Raw genomic sequence first — 19146 nt, forward strand, 5'->3', positions numbered from 1 at the left:
GCGGCCGGACTGAAAATTATAGCGACGCCATCGCTGGCGCCATGACCATAGGTCGTGGCGCCTTTCGGTCTTTACCTATACCGTAATGGCGACTTGCTCCCGGCGCAGTATACCCGTACCCTGAATACAGGTTTGCTCTGCGTTGAGGGAATTCAGGCCATGGAATTACTGCGTAATCTTCGGATTGGGCGAAGGATTCTTCTGGCATTTCTCCTTCCGGTATTCGGCCTCGTCGCCTTCTCCGGCTATGTCATCGTACTCCGCTGGCTGGTGGTGGACGATACCAGCGGACTGATCCGCATGGCCGCGACGGCCAACAGCGTCAGCGCCGTGGTTCACGAACTCCAGAAGGAGCGCGGCGCCTCCTCCCTGTATGTGGCCAGCGGGCGCAAGCAATTCGGCGACCGGGTCGAGGCCCAGCGCAAACTCTCCGACGAAGCAGCCCGGCGGTTCGAGGAGCAGACCAGCGACCCTGTCGCCACCCTGGGGCCGGACTTCGCCGCCTCGCAGGCCAAGGCCCGCGACGCCCTGGCCGGGCGCGCCAAGATGCGCGCCGATATCGATTCCGGCGCCATGGACCGCAATGCGCTGTTCCAGGCTTACACCGCCCTGATCAAGGTGCAATTGGACATGGTGGGCCAAATGGCCCGCCTGACCCCGGACAAGAAGGCCGCCGAGGCGGTCGGCGCCTATCTCTCCTTCATGGAAGCCAAGGAGCGGGCCGGACAGGAACGGGCCACCGGCGCGGCCGGCTTTGCCGGGACCTTCGACCCGGTGATCTACCGTCGCCTGGTCTCGCTGATCGCCGACCAGGAAATGCTGTTCGCCCACTTCGTCCGCACCGCCTCGCCCGAGCTAGTGGCCTTCTTCCGCGAGAAGATGGGCGATCCCATCGTCGCCGAGGTCAACACCCTGCGAGAGGCGGCCCATGCCAAGGCGCTGTCCGGCGGCGAGGGCGTCCCCGCTCCCAAGTGGTTCGAGGCCACCACAAAGCGCATCGACCTGATGAAGGTGGTGGAGGACCGCATCGCCACCGATCTGGTGGCGTCGGCCACCAAGACCACCTCCGACGCCCGGCTGTTCCTGTGGGGACAGATCATCGCGGTGATCGGCGGTCTGGGCATCACCTTCGCCGCCGCCGGCATCCTGGCCAAGGGCATCACCGGCCCCATCGCCCATATCACCAACGCCATGAGCCGGCTGGCCACGGGCGATACCGCCATCTCCGTCGAGGGGGTCGACCTCCCCACGGAAGAAGGCGAGATGGCCCGCGCCGTCCAGGTGTTTCGCAACAACCACCTTGCCGCCGAGAAACTGGCGGCCGAGCAGAAGGCCGAGCAGGAAGCCAAGGAACGCCGGCGCCAAGCCATCGAGCGGCTGACCGCCGCCTTCCGCCAGGAGGTCTCGGGCGCCCTGGCCGCCGTGGGCGACGCCACCCGGTTGCTGAACAACTCCGCCAATTCCCTGGGAAGCTCGGCCCAGAGCATGGAGGGCCACGCCGCCGCCGTGGCCGCCGCCGCCGAGGAGGCCAGCATCAACGTGGAAACGGTGGCCGGCGCCGCCGAGGAATTGTCCGCCTCCATCAACGAGATCAGCCGGCAGGTCGCCACCTCGGCCCAGGTGTCCAAGCAGGCGGTAGCCGAAGCCGAGCGCACCAACGCCCTGGTGCACGGGCTGGCCGACGCCGCCCGCAATATCGGCGAAGTGGTCACCATGATCGGCGACATTGCCGGACAGACCAACCTGCTGGCGCTCAACGCCACCATCGAGGCGGCCCGGGCGGGAGAAGCCGGCAAGGGCTTCGCCGTGGTTGCCAACGAGGTCAAGCATCTGGCCACCCAGACCGCCCGGGCCACCAGCCAGATCACCGAGCAGGTGGGCGCCGTCCAGGCAGCCACCGATCAGGCGGTCACCGCCATCCAGGGAATCGGCGCCATCATCGAGCGCATCAACGAGGTCTCCTCGGCCATCGCCGCCGCGGTGGAGGAGCAGGACGCCACCACCCGCGACATCGCCCGCAATGTGGCCGAGGCCGCCGGGGGCACCCGCGAGGTCTCGCGCCATGTCAGCGACGTCACCAGCGAGGCGGGAGAGACGGGAAAGACCGCCACCGACGTTTTGGGGGCGGTGACGGCCCTGGGCAGCCAGTCCGATGCCCTCAACACTTCGGTCCAGCGTTTCCTGGCGGGGGTGGAGACGGCCTAAGGCGCACCGGATCGCTTCGCGAGGGGGCTTTCGCCCCCGCCCATCAGGGGCACAGCCCCTGAAACCCCAGTCATTTTATGAATACAAAGGGGGTCTGGGGCATCGCCCCAGGCGGGCGCGGGCAGCAGCCCGCCTTGTGCTTCGCCCACGAAAAAGGCGGCCGGACCTACGCCCGGCCGCCCGAGTTCGCGAAAGCCTACTTGTCGAACGGCACCGGGCGCGGCGTGGCGTCCGAGGACGGCGGCAGGATCGGCAGCTTGAAGTTGGGCTGGTCGCCGGTCAGGGACTTGAGGAAGGCAACGATCTTGCCGTTCTCGTCATCGGTAAACTGGCGGCCCAACTGGATACGGCCCATGGTGTCGACGGCCTGCTTCAAAGTGGCGGCCTCGCCATCGTGGAAGTAGGGATAGGTCAGTTCGACGTTGCGGAGCGTCGGGACCTTGAAGTTGAAGCGGTCGGCCTCGTCCTTGGTCACGCCCACCCGGCCCTCGGCCGGGCTGCTGGCCTTGTAGGCCTCGACCACGCCCATCTTCTGGAACGAGTTGCCGCCCACCGCCGCGCCGTTATGGCAACCGGTGCAGCCGGAATCCTTGAACAGGGCATAGCCGGCCAACTCGGCCTTGGTCAGGGCCTTCTTGTCGCCCTTCAGCCACTTGTCGAAGCGGGAATTGGGGGTGACCAGGGTCTCTTCGAAAGCGGCGATAGCCTTGGTGACCTCGTCGATGGTCACCTTGTCGTTGCCGAACACCTTCTTGAACTCGGCCACATAACCGGGAATGGATTGCAGCACCTCGACCGCCAGTTCATGGGTGAAGGCCATCTCGCCCGGATTGGCGATGGGGCCGCCCGCCTGGGCCTTCAGATCCTTGGCGCGGCCGTCCCAGAACTGGGCCAGGTTCATGCTGGAGTTCAGCACGGTGGGGGCGTTGATCGGCCCCTTCTGCCAGTTGTGGCCGATGGAGGTCTTCAGGTTGTCAGTGCCGCCCAGCGACAGGTTGTGGCAGGAATTGCAGGAGATGAAGCCCGACTTGGACAGGCGGGTGTCGAAATAGAGCTTCTTGCCCAGCTCGGCCAGGCCGGCATCCTTGACCTTGGCGGGTGTGATGGGCTGGATCGGCTCGGACGCGGCCTGGGCGTCAAGCGCCTGCATGCCCAGCAAAAGGGCGAGCGAAAGCGTCATGCGTCTGATCATGGCATGTTCCCCTGATATGGATTTCAGAACGTGGCCGCTCCCCGGAGGGACTTCCCCCCGCCCTGCCGGCTCTCTCCACCCGGCGGAACCCGAGGCACGAACACAGCGCTATACTCACAACTTCCTTGTGGATTTGGAAGATGTATTTAGAATTCTTCTAACTCTAAACGAAGAACATATGCCCAAAAGCGAAACGGCGGCCCCCTTCCGGAGGCCGCCGCCTTTTTCGCACACCGGAAAATCCCCGCTTGCGCGGCTGGGCATCCGCCCAGACCCGCTCGGAGGCACAGCCTCCGAACCTCCAGCTTCTTTCTATTAAAGAGCTGAAGGGTTCGGGAAGCTGTGCTTCCCGGTTGGGGGATCGGGGGCGAAAGCCCCCGAAGTGGAGTTTTCCCGCTGCCCCTCGGCGCTTCAGGCCTTCAAGGCAGTCAGCACCTCGTCCAGCATCTTCTTGGCATCGCCGAACAGCATCCGGTTGTTCTCCTTGTAGAACAACGGATTGTCGACGCCGGCATAGCCGGACGCCATGGAACGCTTCATGACGATGGAGGTCTTGGCCTTCCACACCTCCAGCACCGGCATGCCAGCGATGGGAGAATTGGGATCCTCCTGCGCTGCCGGGTTGACGATGTCGTTGGCGCCGATGACCATGGCGACATCCGTCTCGGGGAAGTCGTCATTGATCTCGTCCATCTCCATGACGATGTCGTAGGGCACCTTGGCTTCGGCCAGCAGCACGTTCATGTGACCGGGCATGCGGCCCGCCACCGGATGAATGCCGAAGCGGATATTGACGCCCTTCTCACGCAGATGCTTGGTGATCTCGTAGACCGTGTGCTGGGCCTGGGCCACCGCCATGCCGTAGCCGGGAACGATGATCACGCTCTTGGCGTCCTTCAGCAGCTCGGCTGTCTCGGTGGCGCTGACCGGGATGACCTCGCCGGCCGGCTGGCCATCGGCCGGAGCCGCCACCGTGCCGCCGCCGGTGCCGAAGCCGCCGGCGATGACGCTGATGAAGTTGCGGTTCATGGCCCGGCACATGATGTACGACAGGATGGCGCCCGAGGAGCCCACCAGGGCGCCGGTGACGATCAGCAGGTCGTTGTTCAGCATGAAGCCGGTGGCCGCCGCCGCCCAGCCCGAGTAGCTGTTCAGCATGGAAACCACCACGGGCATGTCGGCGCCGCCGATGGCCATCACCATGTGCACGCCGAAGGCCAGGGCGATCAGGGTCATGATGATCAGGGCGAAGAAGCCGCCGCCGGTGCTTTCGGCGTTGAGGAAGCCCTTGCCGACCCAGATCACCACCAGCAGGCCGGCCAGATTGAGCAGATGGCGGGCGGGCAGCAGCAGCGGCTTGCCGCCGATCTTGGCCGACAGCTTGCCGAAGGCGATCAGCGAGCCCGAGAAGGTCACGGCACCGATCAGAATGCCGATATAGATCTCCACGTCATGGATGGTCTTCTCGGCGCCGACGAAGGTGTGGGCGGTGTCGATGTAGCTGGCGAAGCCCACCAGGCAGGCGGCGAGGCCGACCAGGGAGTGCATCAGGGCGACCAGTTCGGGCATCTGGGTCATCTGCACGGTGCGGGCGGCGTAAAGACCGACCGAGCCGCCGATGGCCATGGCGATGATGATCCACGGCACCCCGCCCCAGGTGACCTGGGGACCGAACACGGTGGCGATCACCGCCAGGGCCATGCCGATCATGCCGAGCACGTTGCCGCGGCGCGAGGTCTCGGGATTGGACAGGCCGCCGAGGCTGAGGATGAACAGGATGGTGGCACCGATATAGGAAACGGTGGCGAGACTTGCGGACATGGTGCCCCCCTTACTTGCGGAACATCGCCAACATGCGCTTGGTGACCGCGAAGCCACCGAACATGTTGATCGAGGTGAGAATGATGCTGATCACCGCCAGCAGGCCGATCCAGAAGCCGGGCCTGGAGATCCCCTCGCCCAGCGGCGGAGAAATCTGAACCAGGGCACCGATGACGATGATCGACGAGATGGCGTTGGTGACGCTCATCAGCGGGGTATGCAGCGCGGGGGTAACGTTCCACACCACCATGTAGCCCACGAAGCAGGCCAGCACGAACACGGTGAAGTGGCCCAGGAAGGCCTCGGGGGCATTGGCGCCCACGAACCAGAAGGCCAGGGCACCGATGCCGAAGGTGATGGCCAGGGATTTGGCCGACATGGGCTCGCCCGCGCCGTGGCCGTGGCCCGACGCCTTCTTCTCGGGCATGGCGGCGGCCGGCTTGGGGGCGGGCGGCGCCGGCAGAACCAGGGGCGGCGCCGGCCAGGTGATCTCGCCGTCCTTGATGACCGTCAGGCCGCGGATGGCATCGTCGCCGAAATTGACGTCGATGATGCCGTCCTTGGTCTTGCACAGCTCCTCGGTGAGGCGCAGCAGATTGGTGGCGTACAGCGTCGAGGCCTGCTTGGACAGGCGGCTGGGCAGGTCGGCATAGCCGACGATGGTCACGCCATGGCGCACCACCACCTCGCCCGGCACGGTCAGCTCGCAATTGCCGCCCTGCTCGGCGGCCATGTCGACGATGACGCTGCCGGCCCGCATGCTCTGGACCATCTCAGCGGTGATCAGCCGGGGCGCCGGCTTGCCGGGGATCAGGGCGGTGGTGATGACGATGTCCACCTCGCGCGCCTGCTGGGCGTACATCTCGCGCTGAGCGGCCTGGAAGCCCTCGCTCATGACCTTGGCGTAGCCGCCGCCGCCCGAGCCCTCTTCCTCGTACTCCACCTTGACGAATTCGGCGCCCATGGACTTGACCTGATCGGCCACCTCGGCGCGGGTGTCGTTGGCGCGCACCACGGCGCCCAGTCCCACGGCGGTGCCGATGGCGGCCAAGCCGGCCACGCCGGCGCCGGCGACGAAGACCTTGGCCGGGGGAACCTTGCCCGCGGCGGTGATCTGGCCGGTGAAGAAGCGGCCGAACTGGTGCGCCGCCTCGACCACGGCGCGATAGCCGGCGATATTGGCCATGGAGGACAGGGCGTCCATCTTCTGGGCGCGCGAGAGCTGGCGCGGCACGCAATCCATGGCCAGCACGGTGATCTTGCGCGCCGCCAGGGCCTGCATCAGCTCGGGATTCTGGGCCGGCCAGACGAAGCCGATCAGGGTGGTGCCCTCCTTGATCAGCGCCACTTCGTCCATGGACGGGGCGCGGACCTTGAAGACCATGCCGGAGGCGGCCCAAAGCTCGGCGGCACTCTTGGCGATGGTGGCACCAGCGGCCACATAAGACTCGTCATCGAAATTGGCGAGTGCGCCGGCACCGGTCTCGACCACCACGGAGAAGCCGAGCTTGATCAGCTTCTCGACGACATCGGGAACGCTCGCCACCCGCTTCTCGTTGGGGAACGTTTCCCTTGGAACACCAATGGTCAGAGACATGGCTTCTCCTGTTGTTCGTTGTCACTGCTTGTCATTGCGCGCACGCACTATTTTGCGGAAAACAATGCCCTCTGGGCAGCGGTTTGCCAAGCCTGATCATGTTTGAAAATCAGTCGTTTGGAGGAATTCCAGCCGATTGCCGCCGCCGGGAGGCCCCCCTCGCCATGCCGCACCGCAACAGCCTGTCGTCACCTACACCACTTGGCCGGCACGGACGAGATGGAAAATGGAGACTATGTCCTCCGAGTAGCGTGGCGGTGGGAGACTATGCTACTCCTTGGGGTGGCATGATGGGGATCAAGGCGGGTCTTTGCCCGCCCCGCCACAATGCCCGGATGGGACGGCAAGGAATGATGGCCAGAACTGCATTGATCCTGGCGGCGATGGTTGCCGGCCTGCTTCCCGCGGCGGCTTCGGCCGAGCCGGCGGGCTGGCGCTACGAGATCATGTGGGGCGGCTTTCACGCCGGCGACATGGCGGTGACCGGCGACCAGCGGGACGGCGCGGTGCAGACGGGCATGACCATCCGCACCGTTGGCCTGTTCGACAGGCTCCTGCGCCTGCGCTTCGCCGCCGAGGGCGGCGGCCGCGAGGGGAGCGCGGGGGAATTGGGCTCGGAGCATTACCAGACCCATTTCCGCAACCGCACCCAGGAGCAGATGCTGCGGCTGGCCTTCCGGGGCGGCGAGGCCTTCACCGTGCTGGATGAAGTGCTGGCGGTCTTCGCCCCTCCCCCCGACAATGACGAGCCCGCCCCCACCGTCCCGCCCGAGGCGCGGCGGGGCGTGCGCGACCCGCTGACCAACATTGCCCTGCTGGGCCGCAAGGCCCGTCAGGCCCTGGCCGGTACCGGCCCCGGCACCTTCCGCCTGGCCAGCTATGACGGCCGCCGGGCCTATGATTTCGATGTGGAGGTCAAGGGCGCCCGCCGGATCGCCATCCGGGACCAGGAATTCGATTCCATCGAACTGACCATGGTTCTGCGGCCGGTGGCGGGGTTCAAGCCGCGCTTCCAGAAGATGTGGGCCGGGGCCGAATACCTCGTCCACCTCGATCCCCAGAGCCTGCTGCCGCTGCGCATCTACACCGACAGCTTCGCCGCCGCCACGGTGATCAACGCCGTGGACCCCTGCCGGGTGGCGGCGGAGCAATGCGCCCCCCTGCTGGCCTGGGGCGAGCCCTGAGGCGCCGGTTTACCGTAATCCTTGAGTCTCCCGGCATCGCCATATTAGGCTGATGGCAATCAGACATGGACGCGCCGGCTCGAATCGGATGCGCCTTGGGAGGCTACATCATGGGAATGCTCGACGCCCTTTCGGGGCTGCGGATCACCACGCGCCTATGGCTGCTGGGCGGCCTGCCGTTGATGGGTCTGGCCACCGTGTTCATCGCCGATTCGGTCCAGCTCAAGGACGAGATGGTGGCGGCACGCGAGGTCAAGCTGCGCCACGTGGTGGAAACCGCCTCGGGCGTCCTCGAGCACTATGCCGAGGAGGCCCGCCAGGGCCGTCTCAGCGAAGACGACGCCAAGACCGCCGCCAAGGCCGCCATCAAGAAGATGCGCTACGACAAGGTCGAGTATCTGTGGATGAACGACATGGGCAAGCCCGTGCCCCGGATCGTCATGCACCCCATCTCGCCCCAGCTGGACGGCAAGGTCCTGGACGACGCCAAGTTCAACAAGGCCACCTCCATGCGAACCGGCAATTCCGGCCCGTTCGAGCCGCTGAACAACGTCAACCTGTTCGGCGCCTTCGTCACCGTGGTGGACAAGGCCGGACAGGGCTATGTCACCTATGACTGGCCCAAGCCCAAGGAAGGCGGCGGCGTCACCACCGAGACCTATCAGAAGCTCTCCTACGTCAAGGGCTTCCCCGCCTGGGGCTGGCTGATCGGCTCGGGCATCTATATCGATGACGTCGACACCGCCTTCCGGGCCGAACTGGCGCGGCGCGGCGTGATGCTGGCCGCCATCCTGGCCGTGGTCGGCGGCCTGGGCCTGCTGATCACCGGCAGCGTGTCCCTGGGCTTCAGGGCCTTGCATCACGATATCGACGCCCTGCGCTCGGGTCAGTCGGGCGACGCCATGCAGCTCAGCCCCACCCGCCGGGATGAATTCCGTCAGGTCGCCGAGGTCCTGGGCGAAATGGCCGAGGCCCGCCAGCGCCTGGATGCCGCCGAGCAGGAAAGACTGGCGGCGCGCAAGAAGGCCGATCACGACCGCTTCGTCATGCAGCGCGACATGCTGCGCTCGCTGGTCCAGGCCGCCATGCTGGGCAATGAGGCCATGATCACCCTGTCGCGCATGAAGCGCGAGATCGACATGTCCACCGCCGAGGTTACCCGCATGGCCGCCGCCGTGGACGACATGCGGGGCTCCATCGACGCCATCAACGCCGATTCCAGCCACGCCGCCCAGGAAGCCGGCGAGGCCGGGAACGCGGCCGTGACCGGGCTTAACGCCAGCCAGGAGGCCCTGTCGGCCTTCGAACGCATCGTCAACGCCGTCAACGCCGCCGGCCAGAAGGTCCAGGGACTGGCCGAGGCCTCGGCCCAGATCGGCGAGATCGTCACCGCCATCGAGACGGTGGCGGGCCAGACCAACCTGCTGGCGCTCAACGCCACCATCGAGGCGGCCCGGGCCGGCGAGGCCGGCAAGGGCTTCGCCGTGGTGGCGGGCGAGGTGAAGAACCTCGCCAACCAGACCGCCAAGGCCACCGTGGACATCCGCATGCGCATCGAGGGATTGCAGGGCGAGATGAGTTCCATCGTCGGCGCCATCGACGAGAGCACCGGGGCCGTCACCGAGGGCCGCTCGCTGGTGGGGGCGCTCGGCGAGCGCTTGCACGGCATCGCCGATCAGGTGGGCTCGGTCCAGACCAGCATGAGCACCATTTCGCGGGAACTGGACGGCCAGTCCGGCACCGCCACCCGGCTGGCCGACGGCACCACCCAGGTGGTCAGCCTGACCGACGCCAACAACAAGCTTCTGGGCGACGTGCTCGAAGCCATGGGGCGCATGAGCCAGCATCTGGATTCCCAGGTGGGCAATTACGCCAGCCTGGGCTCGGGCGCCCTGCTGGTGGAGATCGCCAAGAACGACCACATCGCCTTCAAGCGCCGGGTGCTGGACGGCGTGCTGGGCCGCACCGATCTGAAGGCCGACGGCGTGCCCGACCACCACAATTGCCGCCTGGGCAAGTGGTACGACGCCATCAGCGACAAGGCCATCTCGTCCAAGCCGGCCTATTCCAACCTGGTCAACCCGCACCAGGAGGTGCACGCGGCGGCCAAGCGGGCCCTGACCCACGCCGCCGCCGGCGACCTGGATGCCGCCTTCGCCGCCATCGACGACATGAACAAGGCCTCGGTGGCCGTGGTCACCATGCTGGAGACCCTGGCCACCGAGCTTGCCACCCTGGAGGAATCCCGCATGGCGGGGTGATCCCCCGCCCTACCCGCCGATCACGTTCCGCAGCAGGCCGATCTCGACGATCTCGGTTTCCATCACATCGCCGGGTTTGAGGAATTCCGGCGGCTTGCGCGCTCCGCCGACGCCGGGGGGCGTACCGGTGGCGATGATGTCGCCCGGCTCCAGGGTTAGGCCCGCCGACAGCTCGGCGATGATGCGCGGTACCTTGAAGTACATTTGCTCGGTGCTGGCGTCCTGCTTGACCACCCCGTTGACCCGGGTGATCAGATGGACCCGGGTGTGGTCGATGTCGGAGGCCGGCACGATCCACGGCCCCAGCGGCCCGTGGCCGTCCAGGCTCTTGCCCTTGAACCACTGGCCGCCGTGCTTCTTCTGCTGCACATCGCGGGCCGTGGTGTCGTTGATGACGCAAAAGCCGAAGACGTGCTTCATGGCGTCGGCCTCGGCGATGTTTTTGCCCCCCTTGCCGATGATCACCGCCAGTTCGCACTCCCAGTCGATGGAGGTGGAAACGGCGGCGTCATAGGGAATCGGATCATAGGGACCGTTGACGGTGCCCACCGCCTTGGTGAAGAACACCGGATGCTCGGGCAGGTCGGCGGATTTGAGGCGCATGGCCTCGCCTTCCTTGAAGTGCTCGAGATAGTTCCAGCCCACGGCATAGACGTTGCGGCTGGGCTCGGGGATGGGGGCCAGCAGCCGCACCTCGCTGACCAGCGGGCCGGTCTCCGGCCCCTCCTGCATCAATTGCCGGGCCTGGGCCAGGGCGAAGTCGCCGGCCCGGATCAGCGAGACCATGCTGGCCGGATCGAAGGCCAAGGCCATGCCCCGGGCCTTGGCCGCCGCCCCCAGGTCAACCACCCGGCCCGAAGCCTTGACCACGCCGACGCGCGGTGCCACCCCCCCGGCCGAATAAGTCACCAGCCGCAGCGCACCGGCGGCGGAATTGGGGATCGGACCGGCGGCGCCGGCCGCCCGTGTCAACAAGGCACCGGCGGCCACTCCGGCCCCCAGGGTCAGGAACTGGCGACGCTTTTCATCCATGACGGTCTCCCTATGGCAGGCTTTTGCTCCCTGCCATATGGGAAGCCGCCCGCGCCTTGCCTACATGGCCTCCAGTTCGTCGATGAAGCCGATGACCACGTCCAGGCCCTGGCGCCAGAACTGCGGGTCTCCGGCATCCAGGCCGAAGGGCGCCAGCAGGTCCTGGTGACGCAGGGTGCCGCCGGCCCGCAGCATATCGAGATACTTGGCGGGGAAATCGGCCAGTCCGCCCTTGGCATGGACGGAATACAGCGAGTTCACCAGGCAATCGCCGAAGGCATAGGCATAGACGTAGAACGGCGAATGGACGAAATGAGGGATATAGGTCCAGAAATGCCGGTACTCGTCATCGAAGCGGAAGGCCGGGCCCAGGCTGTCGGCCTGGACGCTCATCCACAATTCGCCGATGCGCTCGGGCGACAATTCGCCCCGGCGGCGCTCGTCATGCAGCAGGGATTCGAACTGGTAGAACGCCACCTGGCGCACCACGGTGTTGATCATGTCCTCCACCTTCGAGGCCAGCATGATGCGGCGGCTCTTGGGGGACGTCTCGCGTTCGAGCATGGCGCGGAAGGTCAGCATCTCGCCGAACACCGAAGCCGTCTCCGCCAGGGTCAGCGGCGTGTCGGACATCAGCAATCCCTGGCCGCCGGCCAGCACCTGATGCACGCCGTGGCCCAGTTCATGGGCCAGGGTCATCACGTCGCGGGACTTGCCCAGGAAATTGACCAGCAGATAGGGATGGACAGTGGGCACCGTCGGATGGGCGAAGGCGCCGGGCGACTTGCCCGGACGCACCGGCGCGTCGATCCAGTTGTTGTCGAAGAAGCGCTTGCCCACCTCCGCCATGTCGGGCGAGAAGGCCCCATAGGCGCCGAGAACCGTGTCGCGGGCCTGCTCCCAGGTATATTTGCGGTCGTCGTCGTCGGGCAGGGGCGCGTTGCGGTCCCAGTAATCCATCACGTCGACGCCGAACCACTTAGCCTTCAGCTTGTAATAGCGGTGGGACAATTGGGGAAAGCAGCCCTTGACCGCTTCGACCAGGGCATCGACCACCCCGTCCTCCACCTGATTGGACAGGTTGCGGAAGGATTGGGGCCGGGCGTAGTTGCGCCACTTGTCCTCGATCTCCTTTTCCTTGGCCAGCGTGTTGGTGATCAGCGCGAACAGCGGCGCATTGTCGCCCAGCACCTTGCCCAGGGATTTGGCGGCGGCCTTGCGCCGGGCGCCGTCCTTGTCGCTGAGACAATTGAGAACCTCGGCCGAGGTCACCTCCCGGCCGTCCAGGGGAAAGCGCAGCCGGGCCATGGTCTCGTCGAACAGCCGGTTCCAGGCCGCCGTGCCGACCACGTGCAGCTCGTGCAGCATCTTCTCGGCCTCGTCCGACAGCTGGTGCGGACGGAACACCCGGGTATCGCGCAACCAAGAGGCGTAATGCGCCGTCTCGGGGGACTTCAGCTTCTCGGCCAGCACCGTGTCGTCGAGACGGTTGATCTCCAGGGTGAAGAACAGGGTGCGGGTGGTGATGCCCGTCACCCGCTCCTGCATGCCCTGGTAGAACCGGCCGCGCTCGGAGTCGGAGACATCGCCGGAATAGAGCAGTTGGGCGTAGGACATGGCACGGTAGATGATCTGGCCGATACGCTCCCACTCGGCGATGGCGGCGCCGAATTGCGCTCCGGGCAGCTCGGCCAGCTTTCCGGCATAGGCGGTCTCGAAGGCCTGGGCCGCCGCGTCGGCCGCCTGCAGGTCGGCCTCCAGCTCGGGCGAATCCGGAGCGGGGTAAAGGTCGGAAAGGTCCCATTCGGGAAGGGTGCCGAGATCGTCCGCCGGTGCTACAAAGGTCATGCGCTGTCTCCTTGTTGCGACACAATATAAGGATGGCGCCATCGCGCGAACAGGGAGTTTCGACGTATGGAGGTAGAGTTCGCGGCGCAGACCAGCCTGCCGGCCATGTTTCTCGGGCAGGCCGGGCGCCTGGGCCAGCGCCCATTCCTGGGCCACAAGGCCGATGGACACTGGCACGCCTTGTCCTGGCGCGACGCCGCGGCCCGGGTGCTGGCCCTGGCGGCCGGCTTGCGCGCCCTGGGGCTCGGCCAGGGTGACCGGGTCATGCTGGTGGCCGAGAACCGCCCCGAATGGGCGCTGGCCGATCTGGCCATCATGGCCGCCGGCGGCATCAGCGTGCCGGCCTACACCACCAATACCGTGGCCGACCATCTGCACATCCTGGACAATTGCGGCGCGCGGCTGGTGATCGTCTCGACCCGGGCCCTGGCGGAGCGGGTGCTGCCCGCCGCCACCCGCTCGGCCCAGGCGCCGGCCATCATTTCCATGGAGCCCCTCGCCCTCGCCCAGTCGCCCGGCGTGGACGTGCATTCCTGGGACTCGGTCCTCGGCCTGGGGCAAGGCGGCGAGGCCGCCATCCAAGCCATCGTCGCGGCACAGAAGCGCACCGACACCGCCTGCCTGATCTACACCTCGGGCACCGGCGGCGTGCCCAAGGGGGTGATGCTCTCGCACGGCGCCATCTTGTGCAATTGCATGGGCGCCACCGACGTTCTGCGGGAGCTTGGACTGGAGGACGAGGTGTTCCTGTCCTTTCTGCCCCTGTCCCACGCCTACGAACACACGGCCGGGCTTTACTTCCCCATCTCCATCGGCGCCGAGATCCGCTACGCCGAGGGACTCGAGCATTTGGCCGCCAACATGGCCGAAGTGTCGCCCACAATCATGACCGCCGTGCCCCGCCTCTACGAGACCATGCGTACCCGCATTCTCAAGGGGCTGACGCGGGTCAGTCCGCTTCGCCGCCGCCTGTTCCTGGCGGCGCTGGACCTGGGGACCCGGCGTCTGAAGGGGGAAAGGCTGAGCCTGGCCCAACGCCTGGCCGACCGGGTGCTGGAGCGGCTGGTGCGCGGCAAGGTCCGCGCCCGCTTCGGCGGCCGTCTCAAGGCCTTCGTCTCGGGCGGCGCCCCCCTGCCCTATGACGTGGGCGCCTTCTTCATGGCCTTGGGGGTGCGCATCCTCCAGGGCTATGGCCAGACCGAGGCGGCACCGGTCATCGCCGTCAACCGCCCCGACCGCAACCGGATCGAGACCGTCGGCCCCACCATGCTGGGGGTCGAAGTAAAGATCGCCGGCGACGGCGAGATCCTGGTGCGCGGCGAACTGGTGATGCAGGGCTACTGGCGCGATTCCGCCGCCACCGCCCAGGCCATCGATGCCGACGGCTGGCTGCATACCGGCGATATCGGCGAGGTCGATCCGGACGGCATCATGCGCATCACCGACCGCAAGAAGGATATCATCGTCAATTCGGGCGGCGACAACGTGGCGCCCCAGCGCATCGAAAGCTTCCTGACCCTGGAGCCGGAAATCGCCCAGGCCATGGTGCATGGCGACCGCCGCCCCCATCTGGTCGCCCTGATCGTTCCAGACCGGGACTGGGTGCAATCCCAGGCCCACCTCGAGAACAAGGAAGAGTTGCGAAAGGCCATCAGCTTGGCGGTCGACCGGGTCAACCGCCAGCTTTCGCCCATCGAAAAAATTCGCCGCTTCATGATCGTCAGAGACCCCTTCTCGGTAGACAACGGCATGCTGACCCCCACCCTGAAAATCCGCCGCCACCAGATCAGAAAGATATATGACGAAGCCCTGGATAGCCTATACGACGAAAAGTCTCAGGTCCGAAACCCGACCTCTCGGTGAAGGCTTCAACAACAGATGAAGAATGGGCTGTTAACAAAACGGCCACGCCCGCTGATTGAATCGTGGCACCTATCCTTCATATTGATTTTTGTCAGCAGGTTGCTTTAAATCCACCCTCGCTTCCGCAGCACAGACGAAGAGGCCCCCCGGCCAGATGTCACGAGCCATTCCTGCAATGCCCCTGTCACCGGCCCCCGCAGCCGTCGACCTGTCCAAGGTCAAAACGCTGGTCTGCGAGCCGAGCCTGCCGGTACGCCAGGGCATCCGTCTGGCTTTGAACAATGTGGGCATCCGCGACATCACCGAAGCCAATACCTTCCTGGCCGCCCATCAGGCCTGCAAGGAGGGGGACCACGACTTTCTGGTGTTGAACCAGGAAATCGAAGCCAATGATTCCACCTTCATCATGCGGGAATTGCGCTCGGGCGCCCTGGGCCGCGACCCTTTCATCCTGACGGTGATGCTGTTGTCGTCGCGCGAGGAGCCCAAGGTGCGCTCGGCCATCGATTGCGGCCCCGACGATCTGCTGCTGATTCCCTTTGCCCCCGATCAGCTGATGAACCGCCTGCGGATTCTGGTCGAGCGGCGCAAGCCCTTCGTGGTCACCCACGATTACATCGGCCCCGACCGCCGCGCCGCGCCGCGCCCCGGCGCCACCTCGGCCACCCAGTTCCAGGTGCCCAACCCGGTGCGGGCGCGCGGCACCAACCTGCCCCGCGATCGGTATGACCGCCAGAAGCAAGATTCCATCGTCGCCATCAGCGTCGAGCGGATCAAGCGGCTGGCCGCCACCATGGACTGGGAATGCAACGCCCTCACCGTCAGCGCCCGCGAGGGCCGGATGACCGTGGAGAGCACCTACCGCAGCCTGCTCAAGCTGGAACAGGTGGCCGGCGAACTATCCGCCCGGGTCGCCAAACAACTTGGGCACAGCACGGATACTATCGATAGCCTGACGGAAATGTGCCGCCGGTTGAAAGTCACGCCGAATAATGTGGCTTTTTCAGATATCGAGACGATCACACAGACATCGCGCCGGATTTCCGGGACCTATACATCGCGATAATATCCATCGACTTCAGTATTAGGCCGCCAGAACAACCTCCGCTAGCGGACATTATTTGCCGATGCTAGATTATGGGTATTCGGGGGTCGTCACCCTGTCGCCCGCGATATTTTTCGGGGGACCCTGCATATGCTGATCGGCCGCTCCGACCCCTTCACCTACCAGGACCCCGAAGACATCTTCGCCAAGTCGCCGTTCCGGGTGCTGGTCGTCGAGGATGATCTGGTCCACTTCACCTATTGTGAACATGTCCTGCGCAACCTCTATGGCGATGCCCTGAACCTGGAGCGGGCGGTGGACTGCCTGGGCGCCATCGACGCGCTGGGGTCCGGCCGGTTCGACATCTGCCTGCTGGATTACATGGTCAAGGACGGCGACGCCAAGGACGTGCTGTCGCGCATCGATTTGGGCACCATCGACACTCCGATCATCGTCATCAGCGCCTTCGACGACCGCAGCTACATGCTGGAGGCCTTGCGTCACGGCGCCGATGATTACGTGGTCAAGGGCCGCTTCGCCGAAAGCGACCTGCACCGGGCCATCCAATACGCCATCTACCGCAAATACAAGGAATTGCGCCTGCGCCACCGGGCGCTTTACGACCCGCTGACCGGACTGGCCAACCGTCATCTGTTCTTTGACCGCCTGGACGAAGTCCACCGCTTTTCCAGCCGTCACGGCGAGAAATACGCGGTGATGGTGGTCGACCTCGACCGCCTGAAACATGTCAACGACACCCTGGGGCACGAGGCCGGCGACCGCTATATCCGCGCCGCCGCCAACGGCCTGGTCTGCTCCATGCGGGCCAGCGACACGGTGGCGCGGGCGGGCGGCGACGAGTTCGTGGCCATCCTCAAGAACATCCGCGACAAGCAAAGCCTGACGCGTCTGTGCACCCAGGTGCGCGAGAGCATTGCCGCCAAGGCCGCCGCCGAGGAGGATCTGCCCGGCCCGCTGACCTGCTCCATCGGCATGGCCGTCAGCCCCGACGACACGGACTCACCGGCGGAGATGCTGCGTCTGGCGGATTCGGCCATGTACGCGGTCAAGCGCCAGGGCGGCAACGGCTTTCGCTTCGCCTGAAGGGCGTTACCCCACCCCGCCCCGCGGGGCGATGATCTCTAGGGTTTCCTGCAACTGGACCCGCTGGTCGCGCACGGTGCCCGCCTGCTCCGGCAGGCCGAGCGCCTCCAGGATACCGGCCATGCTGTCCAGGGTCATGATCAGCGACGGCACCGCGTGGACCGGATCGACGCTGACCGCCTCGTGAAACAGGTCCACCGCCTCCAGGGAAAGGTCGAGTCCCCGCTTGAGCAGGCCGGCATCGTGGTGACGCCCGGCCAGATTTCCCAGCGCCTGGGCCAGGGCCAGGCGATACGCCACGCCATCGGCATGAAACAGCGTCCGGGCCAGGTCGACGGCCTCCTTGGCATGAACCAGAGCCGTGTCGGTATCGCCGCTCCGGGCCAGACCGACCGAAGCCTGCTGCAAGGTCAGCACCAGCAACTGCACCACGGCGGCTGGTGGACCGTCGCCGAACAGGCCGACCAGCAGACGGCGGGTATCGATGGCCTCGGCCCACAGCGCCACCTCGGTGAACGCCATGGCGGCCCGGTGCAGGGCTTCGACCATGGAGCCCAGGAAGGGCTGGCCGGCACTGCCGCCATCACGGAACACCTCGACGGCCTGGGCCAGTTCATCGACGGTGCCGGCGGTGTCGCCGCTGCGCATCTTGAGCCCGGCCAGATTGATCAGGGATGAGACCAGGACGAAGCGGGCCTGGTCGCCATAATCCCCCATGGCCCGGCGGGCATGGTCCACCGCATCGGCGCCCACGGCAAGGGCCTCCTCCAGATGGGAGCCCTCGGCCAGCATGTTGGATTGGGAATTGAGCAGCGACGCCAGTTGAACCGCGTAAGAATCCGGCTGAACCTGGGCGATGGCCCGGTAAAGCCCGATGGCTTCCGACAGGGCCAGCAATCCCGCCTCGGTATCGCCCTGGGCGATCTGCAAGTTGCCCAACTGCCACAGGCATTCCGCATGGGCGGGATAGACGATGCCCGGATCAAACTCCAGGCGACGGCGAAAATCGGCGGCAAGGGCGCCAAGGCGCGCGATCTCCTCGCCGGACACGGCGGGCTGGGACGTGGTCAAACGGATTCTCCTTTTCGCGAGGCCCCTTCTGGGCCCGGACGTAACCCCGAGCGCGTTGCGCTCGCGCGATAGTCTAAGGGAGCATGGTTAACACTTCGTTCGAGGCAATATCTCGATGGATTCAAGACGGCCCTTCAGGCTGAACGTCTTGAAGATCTGCTCGATATCCTCGGCCACGCCATTGGCGTGGTAGTTGAGCGACATCTCGAACTCGGGCAGCGGGTCGGTGCTGCCCATGGGGAAGAACGCCATGCGCATGGGCCAGGCCGGCGAGTTCAGCAGAGGGCTGGTGACCGCCGCCGTTTGCGGCGTCACGGCGCGGCCGATCTGGGCGCTGGTCTCCAGAGCCCCCTCCTCGCCCTGCCCGTCGAACAGCGGGCGCGACAGGATGCGTCCGCCCTTGTTGGCGGTCTCGATCAGCCGGATGGTGTGGGCGGTGGGAAACAGCGTCCCTTTGGGCAGCTTGATGGTGCGCGCCTCGGGGCGGGTATAGCGGGCGGTGCCGCCCTGGCCCGGGCCATTAAGACGGGCGGCGCCCTCCACTTCCTCGGTGACCTGCCCCTCCCGCGACTGACGCACCCGAAAGCGGTAGTGAAGCCCATCCTTGGACTCCCAGCCCAGGAAATCAGTGGTGGTCGCCACCTGCCCACCCTCGGAATACGCATAGGTGATCACCAGTTGGAACTCGGTGATCCACCCGTCGCAAGCGTCAATGAACTGGTAGGTCCAGGCCCCGCTGGCATTGGCCATGCCGCTGCCCGAACGTGATGCCGACAAGCCCATGCGGTAGGTGGCACGATGGGAGGCCAGATCGGCGGCCGCAGCCACCTCAGCCCCGGCCATCGCCAGTCCGGCGGCAAGGCATGCCGACGCCACCCCAATGCTACGCTTCATCCAATCCTCCGACGGGAAATCCCGTGCGC

13 protein-coding genes are annotated in these 19146 nt (G+C 66.0%); 6 read left to right on the top strand and 7 right to left on the bottom strand.

The genetic code is table 11. The features are described from left to right. The first annotated feature begins 159 nt into the window (after window positions 1-159). Complete coding sequence (locus tag AMB_RS14185) at window positions 160-2205, top strand: methyl-accepting chemotaxis protein (RefSeq protein ID WP_011385198.1); 2046 nt, start codon at window positions 160-162, stop codon at window positions 2203-2205. Between the two features lie 196 nt (window positions 2206-2401). Here AMB_RS14185 and AMB_RS14190 read toward each other — a convergent pair whose 3' ends face one another. From AMB_RS14190 to AMB_RS14200, 3 genes are all read right to left on the bottom strand, one after another. Further along, complete coding sequence (locus AMB_RS14190; protein WP_011385199.1) at window positions 2402-3397, bottom strand: cytochrome-c peroxidase; 996 nt, start codon at window positions 3395-3397, stop codon at window positions 2402-2404. Between the two features lie 411 nt (window positions 3398-3808). Continuing rightward, a complete protein-coding gene (pntB, locus tag AMB_RS14195; RefSeq protein ID WP_011385200.1) occupies window positions 3809-5218 on the bottom strand; it encodes a Re/Si-specific NAD(P)(+) transhydrogenase subunit beta in 1410 nt (469 codons plus the stop codon). A gap of 10 nt (window positions 5219-5228) precedes the next feature. Continuing rightward, the gene (locus AMB_RS14200) at window positions 5229-6815 is read right to left on the bottom strand and encodes a Re/Si-specific NAD(P)(+) transhydrogenase subunit alpha (RefSeq protein WP_011385201.1); all 1587 of its coding nucleotides are present in this window, start codon (window positions 6813-6815) and stop codon (window positions 5229-5231) included. 350 nt (window positions 6816-7165) lie between these two features. Here AMB_RS14200 and AMB_RS14205 point away from each other — a divergent pair, with 350 nt between their 5' ends. Both AMB_RS14205 and AMB_RS14210 read left to right on the top strand, forming a co-directional pair. After that, window positions 7166-7999 carry a DUF3108 domain-containing protein gene (locus AMB_RS14205; RefSeq protein ID WP_043744602.1) on the top strand — a complete coding sequence of 278 codons (834 nt, stop codon included), beginning with the start codon at window positions 7166-7168 and terminating at the stop codon, window positions 7997-7999. A 110-nt stretch (window positions 8000-8109) separates the two neighbouring features. Next, window positions 8110-10260, top strand: coding sequence for a methyl-accepting chemotaxis protein (locus AMB_RS14210; RefSeq protein ID WP_148207417.1), 2151 nt, complete (start codon window positions 8110-8112; stop codon window positions 10258-10260). Window positions 10261-10269: 9 nt separating this feature from the next. Here AMB_RS14210 and AMB_RS14215 read toward each other — a convergent pair whose 3' ends face one another. Both AMB_RS14215 and AMB_RS14220 read right to left on the bottom strand, forming a co-directional pair. Continuing rightward, window positions 10270-11292, bottom strand: coding sequence for a fumarylacetoacetate hydrolase family protein (locus AMB_RS14215; protein WP_011385204.1), 1023 nt, complete (start codon window positions 11290-11292; stop codon window positions 10270-10272). Between the two features lie 60 nt (window positions 11293-11352). Further along, the gene (locus tag AMB_RS14220) at window positions 11353-13140 is read right to left on the bottom strand and encodes a M3 family oligoendopeptidase (protein WP_043744604.1); all 1788 of its coding nucleotides are present in this window, start codon (window positions 13138-13140) and stop codon (window positions 11353-11355) included. Between the two features lie 66 nt (window positions 13141-13206). Between AMB_RS14220 and AMB_RS14225 the strand changes: the two genes are divergently transcribed. From AMB_RS14225 to AMB_RS14235, 3 genes are all read left to right on the top strand, one after another. After that, window positions 13207-15003, top strand: a complete 1797-nt coding sequence (locus AMB_RS14225) for an AMP-dependent synthetase/ligase (protein WP_043744606.1) — start codon at window positions 13207-13209, stop codon at window positions 15001-15003. A 175-nt stretch (window positions 15004-15178) separates the two neighbouring features. Then, on the top strand, window positions 15179-16069 hold the full coding sequence (locus AMB_RS14230; protein WP_148207418.1) for a response regulator: 891 nt from the start codon (window positions 15179-15181) through the stop codon (window positions 16067-16069). A gap of 129 nt (window positions 16070-16198) precedes the next feature. Next, window positions 16199-17152 carry a two-component system response regulator gene (locus AMB_RS14235; RefSeq protein WP_011385207.1) on the top strand — a complete coding sequence of 318 codons (954 nt, stop codon included), beginning with the start codon at window positions 16199-16201 and terminating at the stop codon, window positions 17150-17152. Between the two features lie 6 nt (window positions 17153-17158). Here the strand turns inward: AMB_RS14235 and AMB_RS14240 are convergent, their stop codons facing one another. Next, window positions 17159-18223, bottom strand: coding sequence for a hypothetical protein (locus AMB_RS14240; RefSeq protein ID WP_011385208.1), 1065 nt, complete (start codon window positions 18221-18223; stop codon window positions 17159-17161). Between the two features lie 87 nt (window positions 18224-18310). Further along, window positions 18311-19117 carry a cell envelope integrity EipB family protein gene (locus AMB_RS14245; protein ID WP_011385209.1) on the bottom strand — a complete coding sequence of 269 codons (807 nt, stop codon included), beginning with the start codon at window positions 19115-19117 and terminating at the stop codon, window positions 18311-18313. Window positions 19118-19146: the final 29 nt, after the last annotated feature.

This window comes from Paramagnetospirillum magneticum AMB-1 (genome assembly GCF_000009985.1).
Classification (GTDB): Bacteria; Pseudomonadota; Alphaproteobacteria; order Rhodospirillales; family Magnetospirillaceae; genus Phaeospirillum; species Phaeospirillum magneticum.